The sequence below is a fragment of the Brevundimonas sp. genome, from assembly GCF_027484365.1.
Lineage (GTDB): Bacteria > Pseudomonadota > Alphaproteobacteria > Caulobacterales > Caulobacteraceae > Brevundimonas.
This window is the reverse complement of the sequence record NZ_JAIXTC010000028.1, coordinates 15,522-34,913: the sequence shown is the minus strand read 5'-3', so window position 1 is coordinate 34,913 and position 19,392 is coordinate 15,522. Positions and strand designations below refer to the sequence as shown.

Sequence of the window (19,392 nt, the reverse complement as noted above, 5' to 3'; positions counted from 1 at the left end):
CGACATGGTTGTATCTTTCAAAAAGACCGCAGATTAACAGTTTCGTCGTATGGCAAAAGCCATCGCCAGAACACCGCCGCCTGCGTTTCTCTTTCCAAATCAACGATTTCAAAGACCAATCCAGCGAACCCGCCGGAGACACTGTTTTGCGCCGGTGTCCGGCGGAGGCGGGGATTTAGGCGGGGGCCGCGTTCCGGTCAAGCGCCATTTCGTATCCTCTCAAAAAAAGATGAAATCCGTCGCCTGCGGGGGCCCTGACCGGGCCTGCGACTCTGTGGCCGGCCTTGTTCGCCCCGGAGTCGCGAAGCCGGACATGCTGCGGCGACAGGGCCGTTCACCCGTCGAATGGCGCCGACCAAAGCCCTGTGATGAAAGGCCGGGAGCACCCGCTCGTCCCTCCCCTCCCAGGCCCCGGCCACCGTCCGGCCGTGGCGGCTGCCGATCGTGTCTCTGCCCGTCGGGCTTTTCGGGCCATGCCCTGGGCGGTCTCCCGCAGACCGCGGCGAATCTCTGTGTCCCGCCCCCTCCTTCGGAGCCTTCGGCCGCGAGGTGGCGATCGTCCGGACCGGGCGCAGGTCCTTCCTCCGGTCCCCGACGCCGGGCACGCCCCGGAGATGGGAGCATCCGGCCTGTCCGCGGACAGACATCCGGGCACGGGCGCTTCGAGCGCCAGAGAATTCGGACCTGCGGCCTGAGCACCTTGCAGGCTCCGTTCCAACGGACGCATGGCCGGCGGCGGCCGGCAACACAGGGGGGCTCAAGATCACGCTGGAATCCGTGCTGAATGCGAGTGCGGACGCGACTCGATTACTTAAGGACAACTACCTAGCCAGACAGTAATCCGCCATTATCCCTACACGCATGAAGGTTTTCATCCGAGGACGACCGAAGGCCGCCCGTTTGTCGAGGAGGACTCAACCGTGCCAGATCAGGCGATTGAAAGCCGTATCGCGTTCATGAAGCTGGATGAGGCGGCGCGTTCGCGCATTCGCGCCATCAAGCCCCTGATCATGCAGGAACTGCCGGCGGCGCTGGACGGCTTCTACGACCAGGTGCGGGCCACGCCCGAGACCAGGGCCTTCTTCAGGAACGACGACCATATCGACGCCGCCCACAAGAAGCAGATGGCCCATTGGGACATCATCTCGAGCGGGCTCTACGACGACAGCTATGCGGCCGGCGTCAACAAGGTCGGCGAGGTCCATGCCCGTATCGGCCTGGAACCGCGCTGGTACATCGGCGGATACGCCCTCGTTCTCGAGGCCATGGTGGGCAAGGTCCTCGAGGCGCGATGGCCCAGGCACGCCCTGAACGCCCGGGGCGTGTCCGCAGCCTCCACCGCAGATGATCTGGGCGCCCTGGTCAAGGCGACCCTGCTGGACATGGATCTGGCGGTCTCCGTCTATCTGGACGCCCTGGAGGCCAGGCGGGCCGTGGCCGAGGCCGAGCGGCAGGAGGCCGAAGACCAGCAGAACCGCGTCATGGCGGCCCTCACGGAAGGGCTGAAGCGCGTGGCGTCGGGTGATTTCGCGACCCTGCTGGACATCGAGGTCGAACCGCAGTTCCAGGCCGTCAAGGACGATTTCAACAGGACGGTGGAGACGCTGGCTGCGACGATTCAGTCCATCTCCGGGTCCGCCATCGGCGTCCTGAATGGATCTGAGGAAATCGCGTCGGCATCCGATGACCTGTCGAAACGCACGGAACAGCAGGCCGCGTCGCTGGAGGAGACGGCTGCGGCGCTCGAACAGATCACGGTTACGGTCAAACGGACCGCTTCGGGTTCGCAGCAGGCGGCGGAGGCGGTGGCCTCGGCGCGGGGCGATGCGCAGGCGTCCGGCGAGGTGGTTCAGCGCGCCATCGCCGCCATGGGCCGGATCGAGGCGTCCTCGGTCGAGATCAACCAGATCATCGGGGTGATCGACGAGATCGCCTTCCAGACCAATCTGCTCGCGCTGAACGCCGGTGTCGAGGCGGCGCGGGCGGGCGAAGCCGGTCGCGGCTTTGCGGTCGTGGCGCAGGAGGTGCGGGCCCTGGCCCAGCGGTCGGCGGAAGCGGCCAGGGAGATCAAGGCGCTGATCTCCACCTCGGGTCAGCAGGTCAGCCAGGGCGTGGCCCTGGTCGGGGAGACCGGCGAGAGCCTGGCCCGGATCGTGGACCAGGTCGCCGCCATCGACGGCCTGGTGTCCGAGATCAGTTCGTCGGCCCAGGAACAGGCCTCCAGTCTCAGCCAGGTCAATATCGCCATCACCCAGATGGATCAGATGGTGCAGCAGAATGCCGCCATGGTCGAGGAATCGACGGCCGCCTCCCATTCACTGAAGGGCGAGGCGGGGGAGTTGCGCGCCCTCGTGTCTCGCTTCAGGATCGGCGACACGTCGGCCGGGACACACGGCAACACCGTCCACGCCGCCCAGGCCCGGATCGAGGCCTTTGCCCGGCCTCCCTCCAGCACCGCATCCCGCCTGGCGCCCCGGTCGGCCGGCAACAGGGCGCTCAAGGCCGACGAGTGGCAGGAGTTTTGAACATGACGCCGCTCGCCGCCGGGGCCGGTAACGCAGACACTGGCGCCACGCTGGAGCTGATCTCCTTCGAGATCGGGGGACAGGAGTACTGTATCGACGTCCGATCGGTGCGCGAGATCCGGGGCTGGACCCCAGCCACCCCCATGCCCCAGACACCGGACTACATCCTGGGAGTCATCAACCTGCGCGGAGCGGTGATGCCCGTCCTGGATCTGCGCTGCCGCCTGGGCCTGGGCAGGACCGAGCCCTCCTCGCGCCACGTCATCCTGGTCATCCAGCACGGCACCCGCATGGCCGGCGTCCTGGTCGACGGAGTCCAGGAGACCTTCCAGCTGGCCGCCTCACTGCTGCAGGCCCCGCCCGCCATCGATTCCGACGCCAATAACCAGTTCGTCGACGCCATCATTCCTCTCGGGGACCGCATGCTGTCCCGGCTGGTCGTCGGCGCCCTGCTGCCCCGGACGGCCGTCAGGGAACCGGCCTGAGCGCCGGCTACTCCGGCGCGGTGGCCCACAGTCCGTGCGCCTTCAGAAAATCGTCGTGCGACGGCATGGCGGCGACGGTCTGGTTCCAGCGTTCGGCGATGTGGCCGAAGCCGGCCTTGACCTGATCGAGGTTCTGGAAATCGTACAGAGGGTTGTGGCCGATCGGCTGGATTCCCTGGCCGTACATGACGGCGAGCCACGACCCCTGGCTGAAATACTCATCCGCGCCATGCTGGTAGAGGAGCCCCCGATCCAGGAACGCCTCCACCCGCTGCCGCAGGGTGTCCGGGATCGGCATGGCCGCCACATGCCGCCAGAATGGCGAGTCGTCCCTCTGGCTCGCATGGTAGTGAAGGATCACGAAATCGCGGATCAGCTCGACCTCGGCGGCGAGACGGCGGTTGTAGCTCTCGATATTGACGGGGCTGAACCGGCTGTCCGGGAAATGCTGAAGCAGTCTGTAAATTCCCGACTGGATCATATGGATGCTGGTTGATTCCAGCGGCTCGATGAAGCCGCTCGACAGGCCGAGGGCGACGACATTCCGGTCCCAGAATTTCTTCCGGCGCCCGGTCGTGAACCGCAACGGCCGGGGGTCGGCCAGGGCCGGGCCGTCGAGGCTGTCCAGGAGAACCTGACGCGCCGTGTCATCGTCGGTGAAGTCGCTGCAATAGACATGTCCGTTGCCCGTGCGGTGCTGCAGGGCGATGCGCCACTGCCATCCCGCGTCGCGGGCGGTCGACCGGGTGAAGGGAGTCGTGGCCGAGACCCGTTCACACGGCACGGCCCAGGCGCGGTTCATCGGCAGCCAGTGCGACCAGTCCTCGAACCCCGCCTTCAGCGCGCCCTCGATCAGCAGCCCTCTGAAGCCCGTACAGTCGATGAACAGCTCGGCCTTGAGCTCGCGGCCATCCTTGAGACGGACCCCATCTGCAAAGCCGTCGCCGGGCCTCTGGACGACATCGACGATCTCTCCCTCGATCCGCTTTACGCCGCGCTGCTCGCAGACCTTGCGAAGATAGCGGGCATAGAGGCCCGCATCGAAATGGTAGGCGGTGAACAGGGCATTGAGCGGCGAGCGCGGATCGGGGTCGCGCAGGCCTCCCCTGCCCGCCTCCATCGCCCGGCCGCACAGGGAATAGGCCCAGAGGTCATCCTCGATCCTGCCTTTCGCCCGCAGCGCCAGAAACGACTGCTGGAACTCGCCCAGGGTCGGTCCGGGGCCGAACGTCCCGAAGGGGTGCAGGTAGCGATTGCCCTTGGCCCCCCAGTCGATGAACTCGATGCCCAGTTTCAGGGTCGCCCGGGTCTCCCGCATGAACTCGGCTTCGTCGAGGCCGATCAGGGCGTTGAAATCCCGGATCGGCGGCACCGTCGCCTCGCCGACCCCGACGATGCCGATGTCGTCGCTCTCGACGAGCGAGACCTTGCAGTTCGGCCCGAGCGAACGGTTCAGGGCGGCGGCGGCCATCCAGCCGGCCGTGCCCCCTCCGACGACGAGTACCGACTTGATCGGTTCAGCCATGTTCCGCGTTTCCCCTGGTTTTCTGGACTGTAGCAGGTCCGGTCCGGACGAAACAAAGCGCCGCCCGTCGCTGACGGGCGGCGCAGTTTCAGTCGACGACCCAAGGGACCAGGGTCCGCCGCTCTTGGGTCAGTACTTGTAGTTCAGGCCGATCAAGAACGTCCGGCCGTAGGACTGGTAGTCGATGACCTGACGTTCATCGTTGTTCTGGAAGGTCTGGAACGGCTCGTCGGTCAGGTTGTTGACCTGGAACAGAACCGAGGCGCCCTCCAGCGGGCCCGACTGGAACTCGTAGCCGATCTGGCCGTCCACGACGTTCTCGGCGGCGACGCTGCGCAGGGTGCGGCCGTTGCCGAACCCGGCGACCTCGCCCAGGAAGTCCGAACGATAACGGTTCGAGATCCGGGCCTGGAAACCGTTGGCCTCATAGTAGAGGGTCAGGTTGGCGACGGTTTCCGACAGGCCCGGCAGCGGGGTCGCTGCGTTGCCGTCCGGCTTGATCTCGCTGGACGTCTGCGAGACCGAAGCCTGCATGCCGAAGCCTTCCAGCGCCGGGAGGACGACGTCGAACGGCAGTGACAGAGCGAACTCGACGCCGGAGATATAGCCGCCCTTGCCGTTGTCCGGGGCCGAGACCACGCCCTGGTTGATGACCGGGACGATGGCACCGGTCGGATAGCCGGTGAAGTCGAAGATCTGGTTCCGGTTGAAGACGAAGGTCTCCAGGTCCTTGTAGAAGGCCGCGATCGAGACATAGGCCTGACGGTCGGCGAAATACCTCTCGAACGAGATGTCATAGACGTTGGCGATCGTCGGCATCAGGTCAGGATTGCCGCCCGAACCGCTCCACGGCGAGTTCACGTCGGGACGCGCCGCCGGGATGTTTTTCGACACATCGAAGTTGAAGTTCCGCGAAGCGCGCATGTCGTCCATGCGGGTCCGCGCCAAGGTGCGGGCCGCAGCGAAGCGCAGGAACATGTCATCCTGAACCTGCAGGATGAAGTTTGTGGCCGGCAGGAACTCTTCGTACTCGCGTCCGCCGGACACGGCCCGCGAGACGGTCGACGCGCCGCTGCCTGAGGCGGCGAAGCCGTTCGAGCTCTGATCCGTGGCGATGTACTGCAGGCCGATGTTGCCGGTCAGAGGCAGCGAACCCAGCATGTGGTCGATGTTCAGCTGAACGTAGGCGGTATTGACCTTCTCGGTGACTTCCCAGTTGCCCGAACGCACGTCGGCGTTGGGGTTTCGGACCTGGTTGTAGAAGCCCGAGTTCACCAGTCCCAGGGCGTCATAGCTGATGACGCCGCCCAGGCCGAGGTAGGTCAGCTGGGTCGCCGGCAACAGGAAGGCGGTCGGCACGACGGGCGAACCGCCGCCCTTGACGCCCAGGAAGAACTGGTCGTTGACGAACGTCTTCTCGCGCTCGGAGATGTTGACGCCGAACTTGATCGAGGAGAACGGACCCTCGTCGTTGAACTCGTGGCGTGCTTCCAGGCGTACGGCCTTGAGCTCGTCGTCGATGGACGGGTTGTTCAGATAGCCGTCCTGACCGCCCGGAATGATGTCCCCGCCCCAGCCCTGCGGGCTGGTCAGACGGATCAGGTTCGGATCGGCGTAGTTCAGCTGGTGCGTGAAGACCGGGACGTTGTTCCCGTCCAGCCGGAAGCCGAGGGTGTCGAGCGCGCCCGCCACGTCACGGCCGGTGCCGGCGTAGGTTTCCAGTACCACGTCCTCGCGCTCGACCTTGGAGTAGTTCAGGTCGGCCATGAACGACCAGTCGTCGGTCGCGTCGAAGACGGTGTTCCAGCCCAGCGACGTGATGTTGCTGTCGCGGGTGTTCACATCGTTACGGATGACGCCCTTCACATTGCTGACCGTTCCGGCGGTCAGGAAGCCATTGGCCACCGTGGAGCCTGCCTGCAGGGTCGGGCCCGGGCGGCAGGTCGGGGTCTGGACCTGGGGCGTGCCGCAGGCTCCGGACGATCCACCCCAGGCCAGCGGGAATTCGATGCCGCGCAGGATCTGGGTGTTGGAGAACTCGGAATAGAAGGCGTCGATCGTCGAGTGGAACCGGTCGTTGGGACGGAACTCGACCGTACCCATGAAGCCGTCGCGCTCCAGCTCCGACGACATCACATAGGGCTTGACGCCGCCCAGTGCGAAGGACCCGCCGGGCCCTGCGTTCGGATAGCCCCAGGCGTTGTAGCGCTCGGACTGATACGGGCTCTCGATATGGGCATAGCCCAGGGCGATGCCGATCGTGTCGTCCGCGAACTGGTCGATATAGGAGACGCTGTAACGGACGCCGTTGTCCTCGGTGCCGGAGTTCAGCGCGCCGATGTCGTTCTGCTCATAGCGGACGTTGGCGGCGATCGCGCGGCGACCATAGGCCAGAGGGCGAATCGTCTGAAGGTTCACCGTGCCGGCCAGACCCTGACCGATCAGCTGGGCGTCCGGGGTCTTGTAGATAGTGACGCCGCTCAGCAGCTCCGACGGATACTGGTCGAACTCCACGCCGCGGTTGTCGCCGGTAGTGACCTGTTCGCGACCGTTCAGCAGGGCGGTGGTGAAGTCGGGACCCAGGCCCCGGATCGAGATCAGCTGACCCCGGCCGTCCAGGCGCTGGACCGTCAGGCCCGGCAGGCGGGCCAGCGATTCGGCGATCGACACGTCGGGCAGCTTGCCGATGTCTTCCGCCGTGATGACCTCGACGATCGAGGTATTGCGGGCCTTGGCGGCGATCGAGCTGACGATCGAGCCGCGGATGCCGGTGACGATGACCTCGTCGACCTGCGTCTCATCCTGCGGTGTGGTCTGGGCCTGAGCGACGCCGGCCATAGCCAGCAAGGCCAGGACGCTCGCGGCGCCCCCGGCCATCAGACGCGCACGCGTGTTGAAGCGGTTCCTCATCTTCTTCCTCCCTGCGGCCATCTCGCGTTTCTGACGAAGCGATCCCGACCAGTTACGCAAATCTATGCAAACTCTGTGCAACCTTGCAAGCCCGTAATGCATCGGTTCGCAATAAGGCGAGCGCTGAAACCGCAGAAACCGCCTGATATTGCGGCGCACCATGTCCACAGGTCGGTGAAGCCGGACGCACCGTTGCCACATTGACACGGCGATCCGGGCCTGCAAAATCTTGCAAAGAGTTCTGCCGGGCTTTGCATCCGGCGACCGCAGAGGGAGGAGAGAAGCGATGACGACATCATTCCGTCGCGGCCTCGGCCTGGCCTTGAGCTTCGCCGCCGGGCTCCTCTCGAGCGCCGCTGTCGCCCAGGCGCAGGACTATCGAGCCCGCCTGCCGCAGGACGAGGTCATCTATTTCCTGCTGCCCGACCGGTTCGACAACGGCGATGCGTCCAATGACACGGGCGGCCTGCCGGGCGGACGCCTGGATCACGGCTTTGATCCCGTTCACGAAGGATTCTACCACGGGGGCGACCTGGCCGGGGTCGAGCGGCGGCTGGACTATATCCAGGGCCTGGGCGCAACCGCGATCTGGATGGCCCCGATCTTCCGGAACAAGCCGGTGCAGGGCGAGCCCGGGCGCGAGTTCGCAGGCGCCCACGGATACTGGATCACCGACTTCACCCGGGTCGATCCGCATTTCGGCGACGATGCGGCCATGCGCGCCCTCGTCGAGGCCGCCCATGCGCGCGACATGAAGGTCTATATGGACATCGTGGCCAACCACACGGCCGATGTGATCCGGTATCGCGAGTGTCCGGCCAACGACTGCGCCTATCGCAGCCGGGCGGACTATCCCGTCGGCCGGCGCGGCGGCGTGGAGGGCGAGGCCATAAACGACGGGTTCGATGGATCGAACTTCGATCGTCTGACCCGACCGGACTACGCCTACACCCCCTACGTCCCGGCGGGCGAGGAGACGGTCAAGGTTCCGGCCTGGCTCAACGACCCGATCTATTATCACAACCGCGGCGACACCACGTTCCGCAACGAGAGCAGCCAGGACGGCGACTTCGCGGGCCTGGACGACCTGATGACCGAACACCCCCGGGTCGTCGCGGGCATGATCGAAATCTTCGGCGACTGGATCGACCGGTATAAGATCGACGGCTTCCGGATCGACACGGCCCGGCACGTCAACTCCGCCTTCTGGCAAGCCTTCGTCCCCGCCATGCTCGAACGCGCCGAGGCCAACGGGATCCCCAATTTCCACATCTTCGGCGAGGTCTATGACGCCGATCCTGCGGCGCTGGCCCGCTACACCCGGGTCGATGGCTATCCGGCGGTGCTCGACTTCGGCTTCCAGTCGACCGTCACCGACGTCGTGGCCCGGGACGCGGCCCCGGACCGGCTGGCGCGCCTGTTCGCGGCCGATGCGCTCTACGAAGGCGGCGAGACCGGGGCGATGGGCCTGCCGACCTTCCTCGGCAACCACGACATGGGCCGGATCGGCAATTTCATCCTGACGGCGAGGCCGGACATTTCCGACGCCGAGCTGCTCCAGCGCCAGACCCTGGCCCACGCCCTGATGATGTTCAGCCGCGGCGCGCCGACCATCTACTACGGCGACGAACAGGGTTTCGCTGGCGACGGCGGCTACGGCGGCGCCCGCCAGGACATGTTCGAGACCCGCGTCCCCGCCTATCGCGACGACCGCATCATCGGCGGCGCCCGGCCGATATTCTCGACCGACGCCCCCGTTTATCGCGCGATCGCTGAAATGGCCGGCCTGCGCCAGGCGGACGTCCGGCTGCGTCGCGGCCTGCAAACCGTACGATTCGCCGCCGAGGCGCCGGGGCTGCTGGCGGTCTCGCGTCGCCTTCCCGGACAGCAGGGCGAGACCCTGATCGTCTACAACACCTCGACCCGGCCGATCGCGGCCAATATCGAGGTGGACGCGGGTTCGGCCGACTGGTCCTCCTCACGCGGTGCCTGCCCTGCGACGGCGACCGCGCCCGCCAGCCTCCGGGTCACCGTGCCCGGACTCGACTACATGATCTGTACTTCCGAAGGTGCGCGTTGACAGCCGAACTCCTGAGCCATGACCTGCGTTCGATGCCGCTGGGCGAGACCGCGCCGGTGCGCGAATGGTGGCGCGGGGCCGTCATCTATCAGGTCTATCCGCGCAGCTTCGCCGACACCAACGGCGACGGGATCGGTGACCTGCCGGGAATCACCGCCCACCTCGAGTACATCGCCTCGCTCGGCGTGGACGGCGTCTGGCTGTCGCCCTTCTTCACCTCTCCGATGAAGGACTTCGGCTACGACGTCTCCGACTACGTCGGCATCGACCCGATCTTCGGCACGATGGAGGACTTCGACCGCCTTGTGGAAAAGGCCCACGGTCTGGGCCTGAAGGTCATCATCGACCAGGTCTATTCCCACACCTCCGACGCCCACGCCTGGTTCCGGGAGAGCCGTCAGGACCGGACGAATCCAAAGGCGGACTGGTACGTCTGGGCCGACGCGAAGCCGGAGGGCTCACCGCCCTCGAACTGGCAATCGGTCTTCGGCGGCCCGGCCTGGACCTGGGATGCGCGCCGACGCCAGTACTACATGCACAACTTCCTCAAGGAGCAGCCGCAGCTGAACGTGAGGAATCCGGAGGTGCAGGAGGCGCTGCTGGCGGTTGCCCGCTTCTGGATGGACCGGGGCGTGGACGGATTCCGCTGCGACGCTGTGAACTTCGCGATGCACGACCCGGCCCTGACCGACAATCCGCCGGTCCTGACGCCCGGCAAGCGCACGCGCTCGTTCGACTTCCAGCACCACGACCACAACCAGTCACACCCCGACATCCTCAACTTCCTGACCCGCCTGCGGCAGACGACGGACGCCTATCCCGGCGACCGCTTCCTCGTCGCCGAGGTCGGAGGCGAGAAGGCCAATGAGGAGATGAAACTCTATACGGAGGGATCGGACCGGCTGCAGTCGGCCTATGGCTTCCTCTATCTCTACGCGCCGAGGCTGACGACCGACCTGGTCGACAAGGGTCCTGCGATGTGGCCGGGCACGCCGGGCGAGGGCTGGCCGTCCTGGACCTTTTCCAACCATGACGCGCCGCGCGCCGTGTCGCGCTGGGCCGAGGATCGCGACACCAAGGCCTTCGCCGAGATGGCCCTGCTGCTGCTGATGTCGCTGCGCGGCAATGTCTTCGTCTACCAGGGCGAGGAGCTGGGCCTGCCCCAGGCCGAGGTGCCGTTCGAGCGGCTGGTCGATCCCGAGGCCATCGCCAACTGGCCCGACACCCTGGGCCGCGACGGCGCCCGTACGCCCATGCCGTGGAAGACGGACAACGGCTTCGCCGGCTTCTCCGAACACGAGCCCTGGCTGCCGGTCGATCCCCGTCATCGCGCCCTTGCCGCCGAAGCGCAGGAGCGGGATCCGGCCTCGACCCTGAATCTGGCCCGTCGCTTGATCGGCCTGCGTCACAGCCACCCCGCGCTTCGCATCGGCTCGATGACCATGTTGAAAGGCCCGAACGACCTGCTGTTGTTCCGACGCGAGGCGGCCGAAGAGATCCTTCTGTGCGCCTTCAACCTCGGCCACAAGCCGATCGCCTGGACGCCGCCCTCTGGCTGGTCCGTTGTTCAGACCGTGAACCAGTCCGACGCCTTCTCGGGGTCGTTGGCTCCGATGGCCGGGATGATCCTGTCGGGACCGACCGGATGAAATCAGCCCCCGCAGGTCTCGCGCACGATCAGGTCGGTGGGGATGCGCTCGGAGCGCCCGCCGCCCTCGCCGGCGTGGTCCAGCAGTTTGGAGACCATCAGGCGGCCGGCCTTCATCGTATCCTGGGCGATGGTCGACAAGGCCGGGCGGCTGTAACGGCTGAAGGGCACATTGTCGAAACCGATGACCGAGACGTCCTCGGGAACCCGTTTGCCCGCGTGCAAAAGCGCGCGCACGGCGCCGAGCGCGATCAGGTCGGACGCCGCGACGATGCCGTCGAAGTCGAGGCCGCGACGGATCATCGAGTCCACAGAGGCTTCCGCGCTTTCGACCTCGAAATGAGCCGGAACGATCAGGTCGGGATCGACGCCCAGACCCGCAGCCTCGCAGCCGTCGGCATAGCCGCGCTGACGTTGCATGGCTTCCGGCGGGTCGAGGTCGCCGAGGAAGACGATGCGCTTGCGCCCCAGACGGGCCAGGTGCGCGGTCGCCCGACGCCCGCCGTGAATGTTGTCCGAGCCGATCGAGCAGTAGTTCTGGTCCGGCAGTTCGGCGCCCCAGACCACGAACCGGCCGTCCGTCTCCGCCATGCGGTTGAAGGCGGAGTGCAGGGTCGACTGGCCGAGGAAGATCACGCCGTCCGCACGACTGGTCGTCATGGCGGCGTTGAGGTCGTCCATGTTCGCCGGCGAGACGTGGCTCATCACCAGGTCGCAGCCGCGCTCGCGCGCCGCCTCCCCCACGCCGGCCAGAAGCTCCAGGAAGAAGGGATCGCTCAGCCGCCCTTCCCGCCCCTGGGGACGCGGCGTCACCAGCGCGATGGTGCCCGAGGCGCCGATCGGTCCGGCGGGCATATAGCGGCGAAACGGGTAGTCGTGCTCGCGCGCCAGCTTCCAGATCGCCTGCTTGGTGCGCGCGTTGACCGCCGGGCTGTCGTTCAGCGCTCGCGAAGCGGTGGAGATCGACACCCCGGCCAGGGCCGCGATGTCTTCCAGTCGGGTAGACCGCTTGCTCAAGCCCGCCCCGCCGATACTGCAAATTTTGCTGCAAACCACGTCATCGCCGCATCTGCATCCGTTGCGCGGCGCTTGGCAAGAGCTTCGCTTTAGAAGCCGACAGGGAGTGAAGCCTATGCGTATTCCATCGCTGGCCCCGATGCTGGCCGCCGCCCTGGCCCTCCTCTGGTCGCCCGCCCTGGCCCAGACGACGGCGCCCGCGCCGGTAACCGTCTCCTCGCCCGACGGCAGCCTGACGGTCAGCGTGACGACCGACGGCGACGGGCGTCCCAGCTATTCGGTCAGCCGTCTCGGGCGGCCGGTGATCGACGCCTCGCGGCTGGGGTTCATCCTGACCGACGCCCCCAAGCTGGAACGGAATCTGGTCGTCTCCGCCGAACCGGCGAGCGACCATGACGACACCTGGGAACAGCCCTGGGGCGAACGCCGGTTCATCCGCAATCACTATCGCGAACTGCGCGTCCACCTGCGCGAGCGCACCGCCCTGGCGCGCGTCTTCGATGTGGTGTTCCGCGTCTATGACGACGGCCTCGGATTCCGCTACGAGTTCCCGCAGCAGGACGCCCTGCCCACGGTCCGCATCGGCTCGGAACTGACCGAGTTCAACATCGCCGAGGACGGCGAGGCCTGGTGGATCCCCTCGCACGAGTGGAACCGCGAGGAATATCTCTACCACCGCACCTCGATCCAGGAGGCGTCGAACACCCAGACGCCGATGACGATGCGGCTGGATTCGGGCCTGCATGTCTCGATCCATGAGGCGGCCCTGGTCGACTATGCCGGGATGAACCTGCGCCGTGCGGAGGGCCGTCGGTTCGTCGCCGACCTGACGCCCGGCTTCACCAATGCGGCCGTAGAGCGCGCGGCCCCGTTCAACACGCCCTGGCGCACCCTGCAGATCAGCGACACGGCCGGAGGCCTGGTCGAGTCCGCCCTGATCCTGAACCTGAACGAGCCCAATGCGATCGGCGACGTCAGCTGGTTCCGGCCGATGAAATACGTCGGGGTCTGGTGGGAAATGCACCTCGATACGAAGACCTGGGCCAGCGGTTCCCGCCACGGCGCGACCAATGAGAATACGCGTCGTCACATCGATTTCGCCGCCGAGAACGGCTTCGGCGGGGTGCTGGTCGAGGGCTGGAACGTCGGCTGGGACGGGGACTGGTTCGGCAACGGCTGGGACTATTCCTTCACCGAGGCCTATCCCGATTTCGACATCGAGGCGCTCTCAGCCTATGCCAACGAACGCGGGGTCCAGCTCATCGGCCACCACGAGACGGGCGGAAACGCGTTCCACTACGAACAGCAGATGGAGGCCGGTTTCGACCTCTATCAGCGGCTCGGCATCCATACGGTGAAAACCGGCTATGTCGCCGACGCCGGCGGCGCGCGGGTCGCCGGTCCGGACGGCCGGCCCACTCTCGCATGGCATGAGAGCCAGGCCATGGCCCGCCACCACCTCGCGGTCGTCGCCGCAGCCGCCGAACGTCAGGTCGCCGTCAATCCGCACGAGCCGATCAAGGATACGGGCCTGCGCCGCACCTGGCCGAACTGGGTGTCACGAGAGGGTGCACGCGGGATGGAGTTCAGCGCCTGGGGCCAGCCGGGCAATCCCCCCGAGCACGAGGTCAACCTGGTCTTCACCCGTCTTCTGGCCGGGCCGATGGACTATACGCCCGGCATCTTCGGCATGGTCACCCGCAGCCCGGACGGCGTCGCCACCACCTGGGCCAAACAGCTGGCCCTCTACGTCACCATCTACAGCCCGATCCAGATGGCCGCCGATCTGCTGGAAAACTACGAGGCCAATCCGGGGCCGTTCCAGTTCATCAAGGACGTCGCCGTCGACTGGGACGACACCCGTGTGCTGAACGGCGAGGTCGGTGACTTCGTCACCGTCGTCAGGAAGGAACGCGGATCGCGCGAGTGGTTCCTCGGCTCCATCACCGACGAGAACCCGCGCGTGCTGCCGGCCTCGCTCAGCTTCCTCGAACCGGGGGTCCGCTACCGGGCAGAGATCTATCGCGACGGTCCCAACGCCGACTGGCGCGACGGCCCCGCGCCTGACGGAACCGTTCGCAGCCGCACCGACATCGTCATCGAACAGCGCGAGGTCACCTCTGCCGAGACCCTGACGCTTCGGCTCGCACCCGGCGGCGGGCAGGCGATCCGGTTCGTTCCCCTCGGGAGCGCCCGCTGATGACCGCCGCTTCCCGAATCCTGACCCTCCGCCCGCGCATGAACGCCCTGGCGATCATGAACATGTGCGTCGGCTTCTTCGGCATCCAGATCGGATTCGGCCTTCAGAACGCCAACACCAGCCGCATCTTCCAGACCCTGGGCGCCGAGGTCGACTCGCTCGCCATCCTGTGGATCGCGGCGCCTCTGACCGGCCTTCTGGTCCAGCCGATCATCGGCCATTTCAGCGACAAGACCTGGACGCCGCTGGGCCGCCGCCGCCCCTATTTCCTCGTCGGTGCCGTGCTGACGTCGCTGGCGCTCGTGGCCATGCCCAACAGCCCCACGCTCTGGTTCGCGGCGGCGACGCTGTGGATCATGGACGCCTCGATCAACATCACCATGGAGCCGTTCCGCGCCTTCGTCGGCGACCTCCTTCCCGACGAACAACGGACGGCCGGCTATGCGATGCAGAGCTTCTTCATCGGCACGGGGGCGGTTTTCGCCTCCTGTCTGCCTTGGATCCTGTCGAACCTCGGCGTCGCCTCGACCGCGCCTGAGGGAGTCACCCCCGACAGCGTCCGCTGGGCCTTCTACATCGGTGCGGCCTGCCTGCTGTCAGCGGTGCTCTGGACGGTCTTCTCGACCCGCGAATTCAGCCCCGAACAGGTCGCCGCCTTCGACGCCCAACGCGCCCTGCCCGGTCAGCCGGCGACCGACGAACAGGCGCCCGCCCGGTCCTCGCGCGCCTATGTCCTCGGCGGTCTGATCTGGGCCGTCGTCGGCGCGGCCGGCGTCATCGGCGTCGCCGTAACCGGGCTGGAGAAGGAACTCTATATCGCCGCCGGCGGGATCGCCGCCTTCGGAATGCTGCAGATCATCGTCGGCGCCCTGCATGCGGCGAAGACCACCAACGGTGTGACCGAGATCGTCGATGACATCTTCCGCATGCCCGAGGCGATGCGCGGCCTGGCCGTGGTCCAGTTCTTCAGCTGGTTCGCCCTGTTCGCCATGTGGATCTACACCACCGCCGCCGTCACCGCCGTCCACTACGGAACCAGCGACACCAGCTCGACCGCCTACAACACCGGGGCGGATTGGGTCGGGGTCCTGTTCGGCGTCTACAACGGGGTCGCGGCCCTGGCCGCCTTCGCCATCCCGGTGCTGGCGCGAAAGACCGGCCGCCGGGGTGCCCACGCCATCAACCTGATGCTGGGCGGACTTGGCCTCATCGGCGTCGCCCTGATCCGCGACCCGGCCCTGCTGTGGATTCCGATGATCGGCGTCGGCTTCGCATGGGCCTCGATCCTGTCGATGCCCTACGCCATCCTGTCGGGCGCGGTGCCCGGTCGGAAGATGGGGGTCTATATGGGAATCTTCAATATTTTCATTGTCGTACCCCAGTTGGTCGCCGCGACGATCCTCGGGCTGATCCTGAAGCACCTGTTCGGCGGCGAGGCGATCTGGGCCCTGGTCATCGGCGGCGGATCCTTCTTCCTCGCCGCCGTCTGCGCCCTGTTCGTGAAGGAGCCGAGGCCGGCATGACCCTCGATCGCCGCACCCTCCTGTCTGTCCTCGCCGCCCTCCCGTTTGCAGGAGGAGCGCGGGCCGAGACGCCGGCCGCAGGGCGGCTGGTCGAGTACCCGGACATGGCCTCGGCCCATGCGGCGTCGCGCAACGTCACCGTCTGGCTGCCGCCCGGCTATGACGGGAGCAACGCGCGATATCCGGTCCTCTACATGCACGACGGCCAGAACCTGTTCGACGCCTCGCGCTCCGGGTTCGGCGAATGGGGCGTGGACGAGCATCTGACGCGGCTGACCGGGACCGGTCAGGTCCGGCTCCCGATCGTGGTCGGCGTCTGGAACACCCCGCTTCGGCTGCGCGAATACGTCCCCGCCGACCTGATCGCCGCCCTGCCCGATGATGTCCGGGCCAGCCTGCTCGGCATGTACGGAGGCGAGCCCCTGTCCGACGGCTATCTGCGGTTCCTGGTGGACGAGTTGAAGCCGATGATCGACGCGGCCTACCGGACCCTGCCCGGCCGCGACGACACGGTCATCGCCGGCTCCAGCATGGGCGGCCTGATCTCGCTCTATGCGATGATGAAACATCCCGAGGTGTTCGGCTCGGCCGGCTGTCTGTCGACCCACTGGCCGCTTCGGCTGGAGCGGCTGGAAGGCGGCGCCCTGGAGACCTGGCGCGAGGCCGTGGTCCAGGCCTGGTCCGATGTGATCCGCGCCGGCCTTCCCGATCCGTCGACCCACCGGCTCTATATGGATCGCGGCGACGAGACGCTGGACCAGTTCTACGCCTTCTTCCAGTCGCGCATCGACGGCGTGATCCGCGCCGAGGGCTGGGGTCCCGACCGGTTCCGCTCGCTCGTCTTCCCGACCGCCGAACACAACGAGAAGAGCTGGAACAGCCGCCTCGACGTTCCCCTCACATTCCTGCTTCCTCCTGCCTGAGAGTCTCCCGATGCGTAGCCTGACCGCCCTGATGCTGAGCGCCGCCCTGGCGCCCCTGGCCGCCTGCGCCTCGATGCAGACTCCGGTCGCCGTGGCCGGCGCAGCCCCCCGGCCCGTCGAGTCGCGCGCGGCCCCGTCGGGGCAGGCCCCGGGCGCGCCCGGAGACGCCCCGACCTGGGTCAACGCCGCCAAACAAGGGGTCGGCGCGTCCTACGAGGCCTATGTCGACGGCCAGTATCGCGACGGCGGCCCGACCGGAAACGTGTCGCGCGTCTGGTTCTCCATCGCCGACGGCGTCCTGACCGAAACCATGTACGGCCTGATCCACGAGGCCCAGATCAAGCAGCTGCGCTTCGCCGTCATGACCGAAACCGGTCTGGCCGTCGAAGGAACCGACACGACCTCGCGGATCGAGTATTCGCACACGGACGAGGACGGCCGCCCGTTGTCGCCCTCCTATCTGGTCATTACCCGGGACAGACAGGACCGGTTCGAGATCACCAAGCGGATCTACACCGACCCCGGCAGCCAGAGCCTCGTGATCCGGGCCAGCATCCGGGCCATCAAGGGCGCAGTGACGCCCTACGTCCTGCTCGAGCCGCACATGGCCAACACCGGCGTCAACGACCGGGGCGAGGTCGGCCTGCTGGACACGCCCCGCTTCGACGACGCCACAGGACCCTATGACGTCTTGCGGGCGTCCGAAGGATCGACCCATCTCGCCCTGGTGTCCCAGCAGGACTACACCGCGACCAGCGTCGGCTTTGTCGGAGTCTCCGACGGTCTGACCGATCTGGCGGACGGCGACATCGACTGGACCTGGGCCTCCACGGGCGATGCGACCGGCAACCTCATGCTGACCGCGGCCCTGCCCACGGTCCAGGAAGGCGACACCGGCTACGACAACATGGTCATCGGCTTCGGCGCCTCGGCAGAAGCCGCGTCCGACGCCGCCATGGCCAGCTTCCGGACCGGATTGGACACGGTCTCCGCGATCTACAACGGCCAGGGCGACGCTGTCGGCTGGGAGGACTGGATCGGATCCCTGAGCGAACTGCCCCGCCTCGCCGAACAGTCCACCGACGGCGGCAAGCTGGCCTATGCCTCGGCCCTGATGCTGAAGGTGCAGGAGGACCGCACCTATGCCGGCGCCCTGATCGCCTCCCTGTCCAACCCCTGGGGCGACACAGTGGACGCGACCACGTCCTCGACCGGCTACAAGGCCGTCTGGCCCCGCGACTTCTACCAAGTGGCCATGGCCCTGATGGCGCTGGGCGACACCGAGACCCCCGTCGCCGCCTTCCGCTACCTGCCCCAGGTCCAGGTCGACGCCGAGACCCCGGGCAATACCGGCGCGACCGGCTGGTTCCTGCAGAAGACCCATGTCGACGGCCAGACCGAATGGGTCGGTGTCCAGCTGGACCAGACCGCCATGCCGATCATGCTGGGCTGGCGGCTGTGGAAGGCCGGCGAGGTCTCGGACACCGAGATCGCGGAAATGTACCGTCGCATGATCAAGCCCGCCGCCGACTTCCTCGTGGATGGCGGCACGATCGCCCTGGACTGGAACGACCGCACCATTACCCCGCCCTGGTCGCAGCAGGAACGCTGGGAGGAGCAGGAGGGCTATTCCCCCTCGACGACCGCCGCCGTCATCACCGGCCTGACGGTCGCCGCCGAGATCGCGCGGGCCTCGGGCGACGCAGCGGGCGCGGATCGCTACCAGGCCGCCGCAGACGACTATGCGGGCAAGGTCGAGGCGCGGATGTTCACGACCGAAGGCACGCTCGGCGACGGCGACTATTTCCTGCGCCTCTCCCGCAACGAGAACCCCAATGACCACGCCCCTCTGGGCGAGAACAACGGCCAGCCCGCCCTGCCCGAGGACCGCATCATCGACGGCGGCTTCCTGGAGCTGGTGCGCTATGGCGTGCGCGCCGCCGACGCCCCCTCGATCCTGGCCACCCTGCCGGAGTATGACGACGAGACCCGCGAGGACCGGCTGCGGGTCCGCTACACCCTGGACGGTGTTCCGGCCTTCCGGCGCTACGGCAACGACGGCTACGGCGAGAACACCGAAACGGCCGGCAACTACGGCCTCGGCGGCATGACGCCGGGCCAGCGCGGTCGCATCTGGCCCATCTTCACCGGAGAGCGCGGCCACTACGAGATCGCCCTCGCCAATTCCGCGGGCGCCGGAGCGGCGACCTTCGATCGCATCCGCCGGACCTATGCCGGCGGCATGGAGGCGATGGCCAATGACGGCCTTCTCCTGCCCGAACAGGTCTGGGATGACGTGGGCCGCACGCCCGATGGCTATCGGCGGGGCGCCGGCACCAACTCCGCCACCCCCCTGGCCTGGACCCACGCCGAGTATCTGAAGCTGTTGCGCTCCCTCGCCGACCGGGCGGTCTGGGACCGGTACGGGCCGGTTCAGGACCGCTACGGCAGGAGATAGGGCGTCCGAAATCAGGCCCCGGTCCGGCCCCGTCAGCCCGAACCGGGAAGAAAAAAGGGCCGGCCCTCGTCGGAGGACCGGCCCACAATCGCTTGCCG

11 protein-coding genes are annotated in these 19,392 nt (G+C 67.0%); 8 read left to right on the top strand and 3 right to left on the bottom strand.

What is annotated here, in order from left to right; genetic code table 11:
* Positions 1–920 precede the first annotated feature (920 nt).
* Together Q0044_RS15195 and Q0044_RS15190 are read left to right on the top strand one after the other, a co-directional pair.
* Positions 921–2,525: a globin-coupled sensor protein gene (locus Q0044_RS15195; protein ID WP_298163309.1), complete on the top strand. Its 1,605-nt coding sequence runs from the start codon at positions 921–923 to the stop codon at positions 2,523–2,525.
* A 2-nt stretch (positions 2,526–2,527) separates the two neighbouring features.
* Positions 2,528–3,010, top strand: a complete 483-nt coding sequence (locus tag Q0044_RS15190) for a chemotaxis protein CheW (protein ID WP_298163308.1) — start codon at positions 2,528–2,530, stop codon at positions 3,008–3,010.
* A 7-nt stretch (positions 3,011–3,017) separates the two neighbouring features.
* Here Q0044_RS15190 and Q0044_RS15185 read toward each other — a convergent pair whose 3' ends face one another.
* Positions 3,018–4,535: a tryptophan halogenase family protein gene (locus Q0044_RS15185; RefSeq protein ID WP_298163307.1), complete on the bottom strand. Its 1,518-nt coding sequence runs from the start codon at positions 4,533–4,535 to the stop codon at positions 3,018–3,020.
* A gap of 129 nt (positions 4,536–4,664) precedes the next feature.
* On the bottom strand, positions 4,665–7,445 hold the full coding sequence (locus Q0044_RS15180; RefSeq protein ID WP_298163306.1) for a TonB-dependent receptor: 2,781 nt from the start codon (positions 7,443–7,445) through the stop codon (positions 4,665–4,667).
* 286 nt (positions 7,446–7,731) lie between these two features.
* Between Q0044_RS15180 and Q0044_RS15175 the strand changes: the two genes are divergently transcribed.
* Positions 7,732–9,525 carry an alpha-amylase family glycosyl hydrolase gene (locus tag Q0044_RS15175; protein WP_298163305.1) on the top strand — a complete coding sequence of 598 codons (1,794 nt, stop codon included), beginning with the start codon at positions 7,732–7,734 and terminating at the stop codon, positions 9,523–9,525.
* Positions 9,526–9,557: 32 nt separating this feature from the next.
* Positions 9,558–11,174 (top strand): alpha-glucosidase, encoded by a 1,617-nt coding sequence (locus Q0044_RS15170; protein ID WP_298163310.1) that lies wholly within the window; start codon positions 9,558–9,560, stop codon positions 11,172–11,174.
* A gap of 2 nt (positions 11,175–11,176) precedes the next feature.
* Here Q0044_RS15170 and Q0044_RS15165 read toward each other — a convergent pair whose 3' ends face one another.
* A complete protein-coding gene (locus Q0044_RS15165) occupies positions 11,177–12,229 on the bottom strand; it encodes a LacI family DNA-binding transcriptional regulator (RefSeq protein WP_298163304.1) in 1,053 nt (350 codons plus the stop codon).
* Positions 12,230–12,305: 76 nt separating this feature from the next.
* Between Q0044_RS15165 and Q0044_RS15160 the strand changes: the two genes are divergently transcribed.
* From Q0044_RS15160 to Q0044_RS15145, 4 genes are read left to right on the top strand one after another with little or no spacing between them, the layout of a single operon-like run.
* Positions 12,306–14,390 carry a glycoside hydrolase family 97 protein gene (locus tag Q0044_RS15160; protein ID WP_298163303.1) on the top strand — a complete coding sequence of 695 codons (2,085 nt, stop codon included), beginning with the start codon at positions 12,306–12,308 and terminating at the stop codon, positions 14,388–14,390.
* Positions 14,390–15,913 carry an MFS transporter gene (locus Q0044_RS15155; RefSeq protein WP_298163302.1) on the top strand — a complete coding sequence of 508 codons (1,524 nt, stop codon included), beginning with the start codon at positions 14,390–14,392 and terminating at the stop codon, positions 15,911–15,913. The genes Q0044_RS15160 and Q0044_RS15155 overlap by 1 nt, the downstream gene beginning before the upstream one ends.
* The gene (locus Q0044_RS15150; protein WP_298163301.1) at positions 15,910–16,836 is read left to right on the top strand and encodes an alpha/beta hydrolase; all 927 of its coding nucleotides are present in this window, start codon (positions 15,910–15,912) and stop codon (positions 16,834–16,836) included. Before Q0044_RS15155 ends, Q0044_RS15150 begins: the two co-directional genes overlap by 4 nt.
* A gap of 10 nt (positions 16,837–16,846) precedes the next feature.
* Positions 16,847–19,294: a glucan 1,4-alpha-glucosidase gene (locus Q0044_RS15145; RefSeq protein ID WP_298163300.1), complete on the top strand. Its 2,448-nt coding sequence runs from the start codon at positions 16,847–16,849 to the stop codon at positions 19,292–19,294.
* Positions 19,295–19,392: the final 98 nt, after the last annotated feature.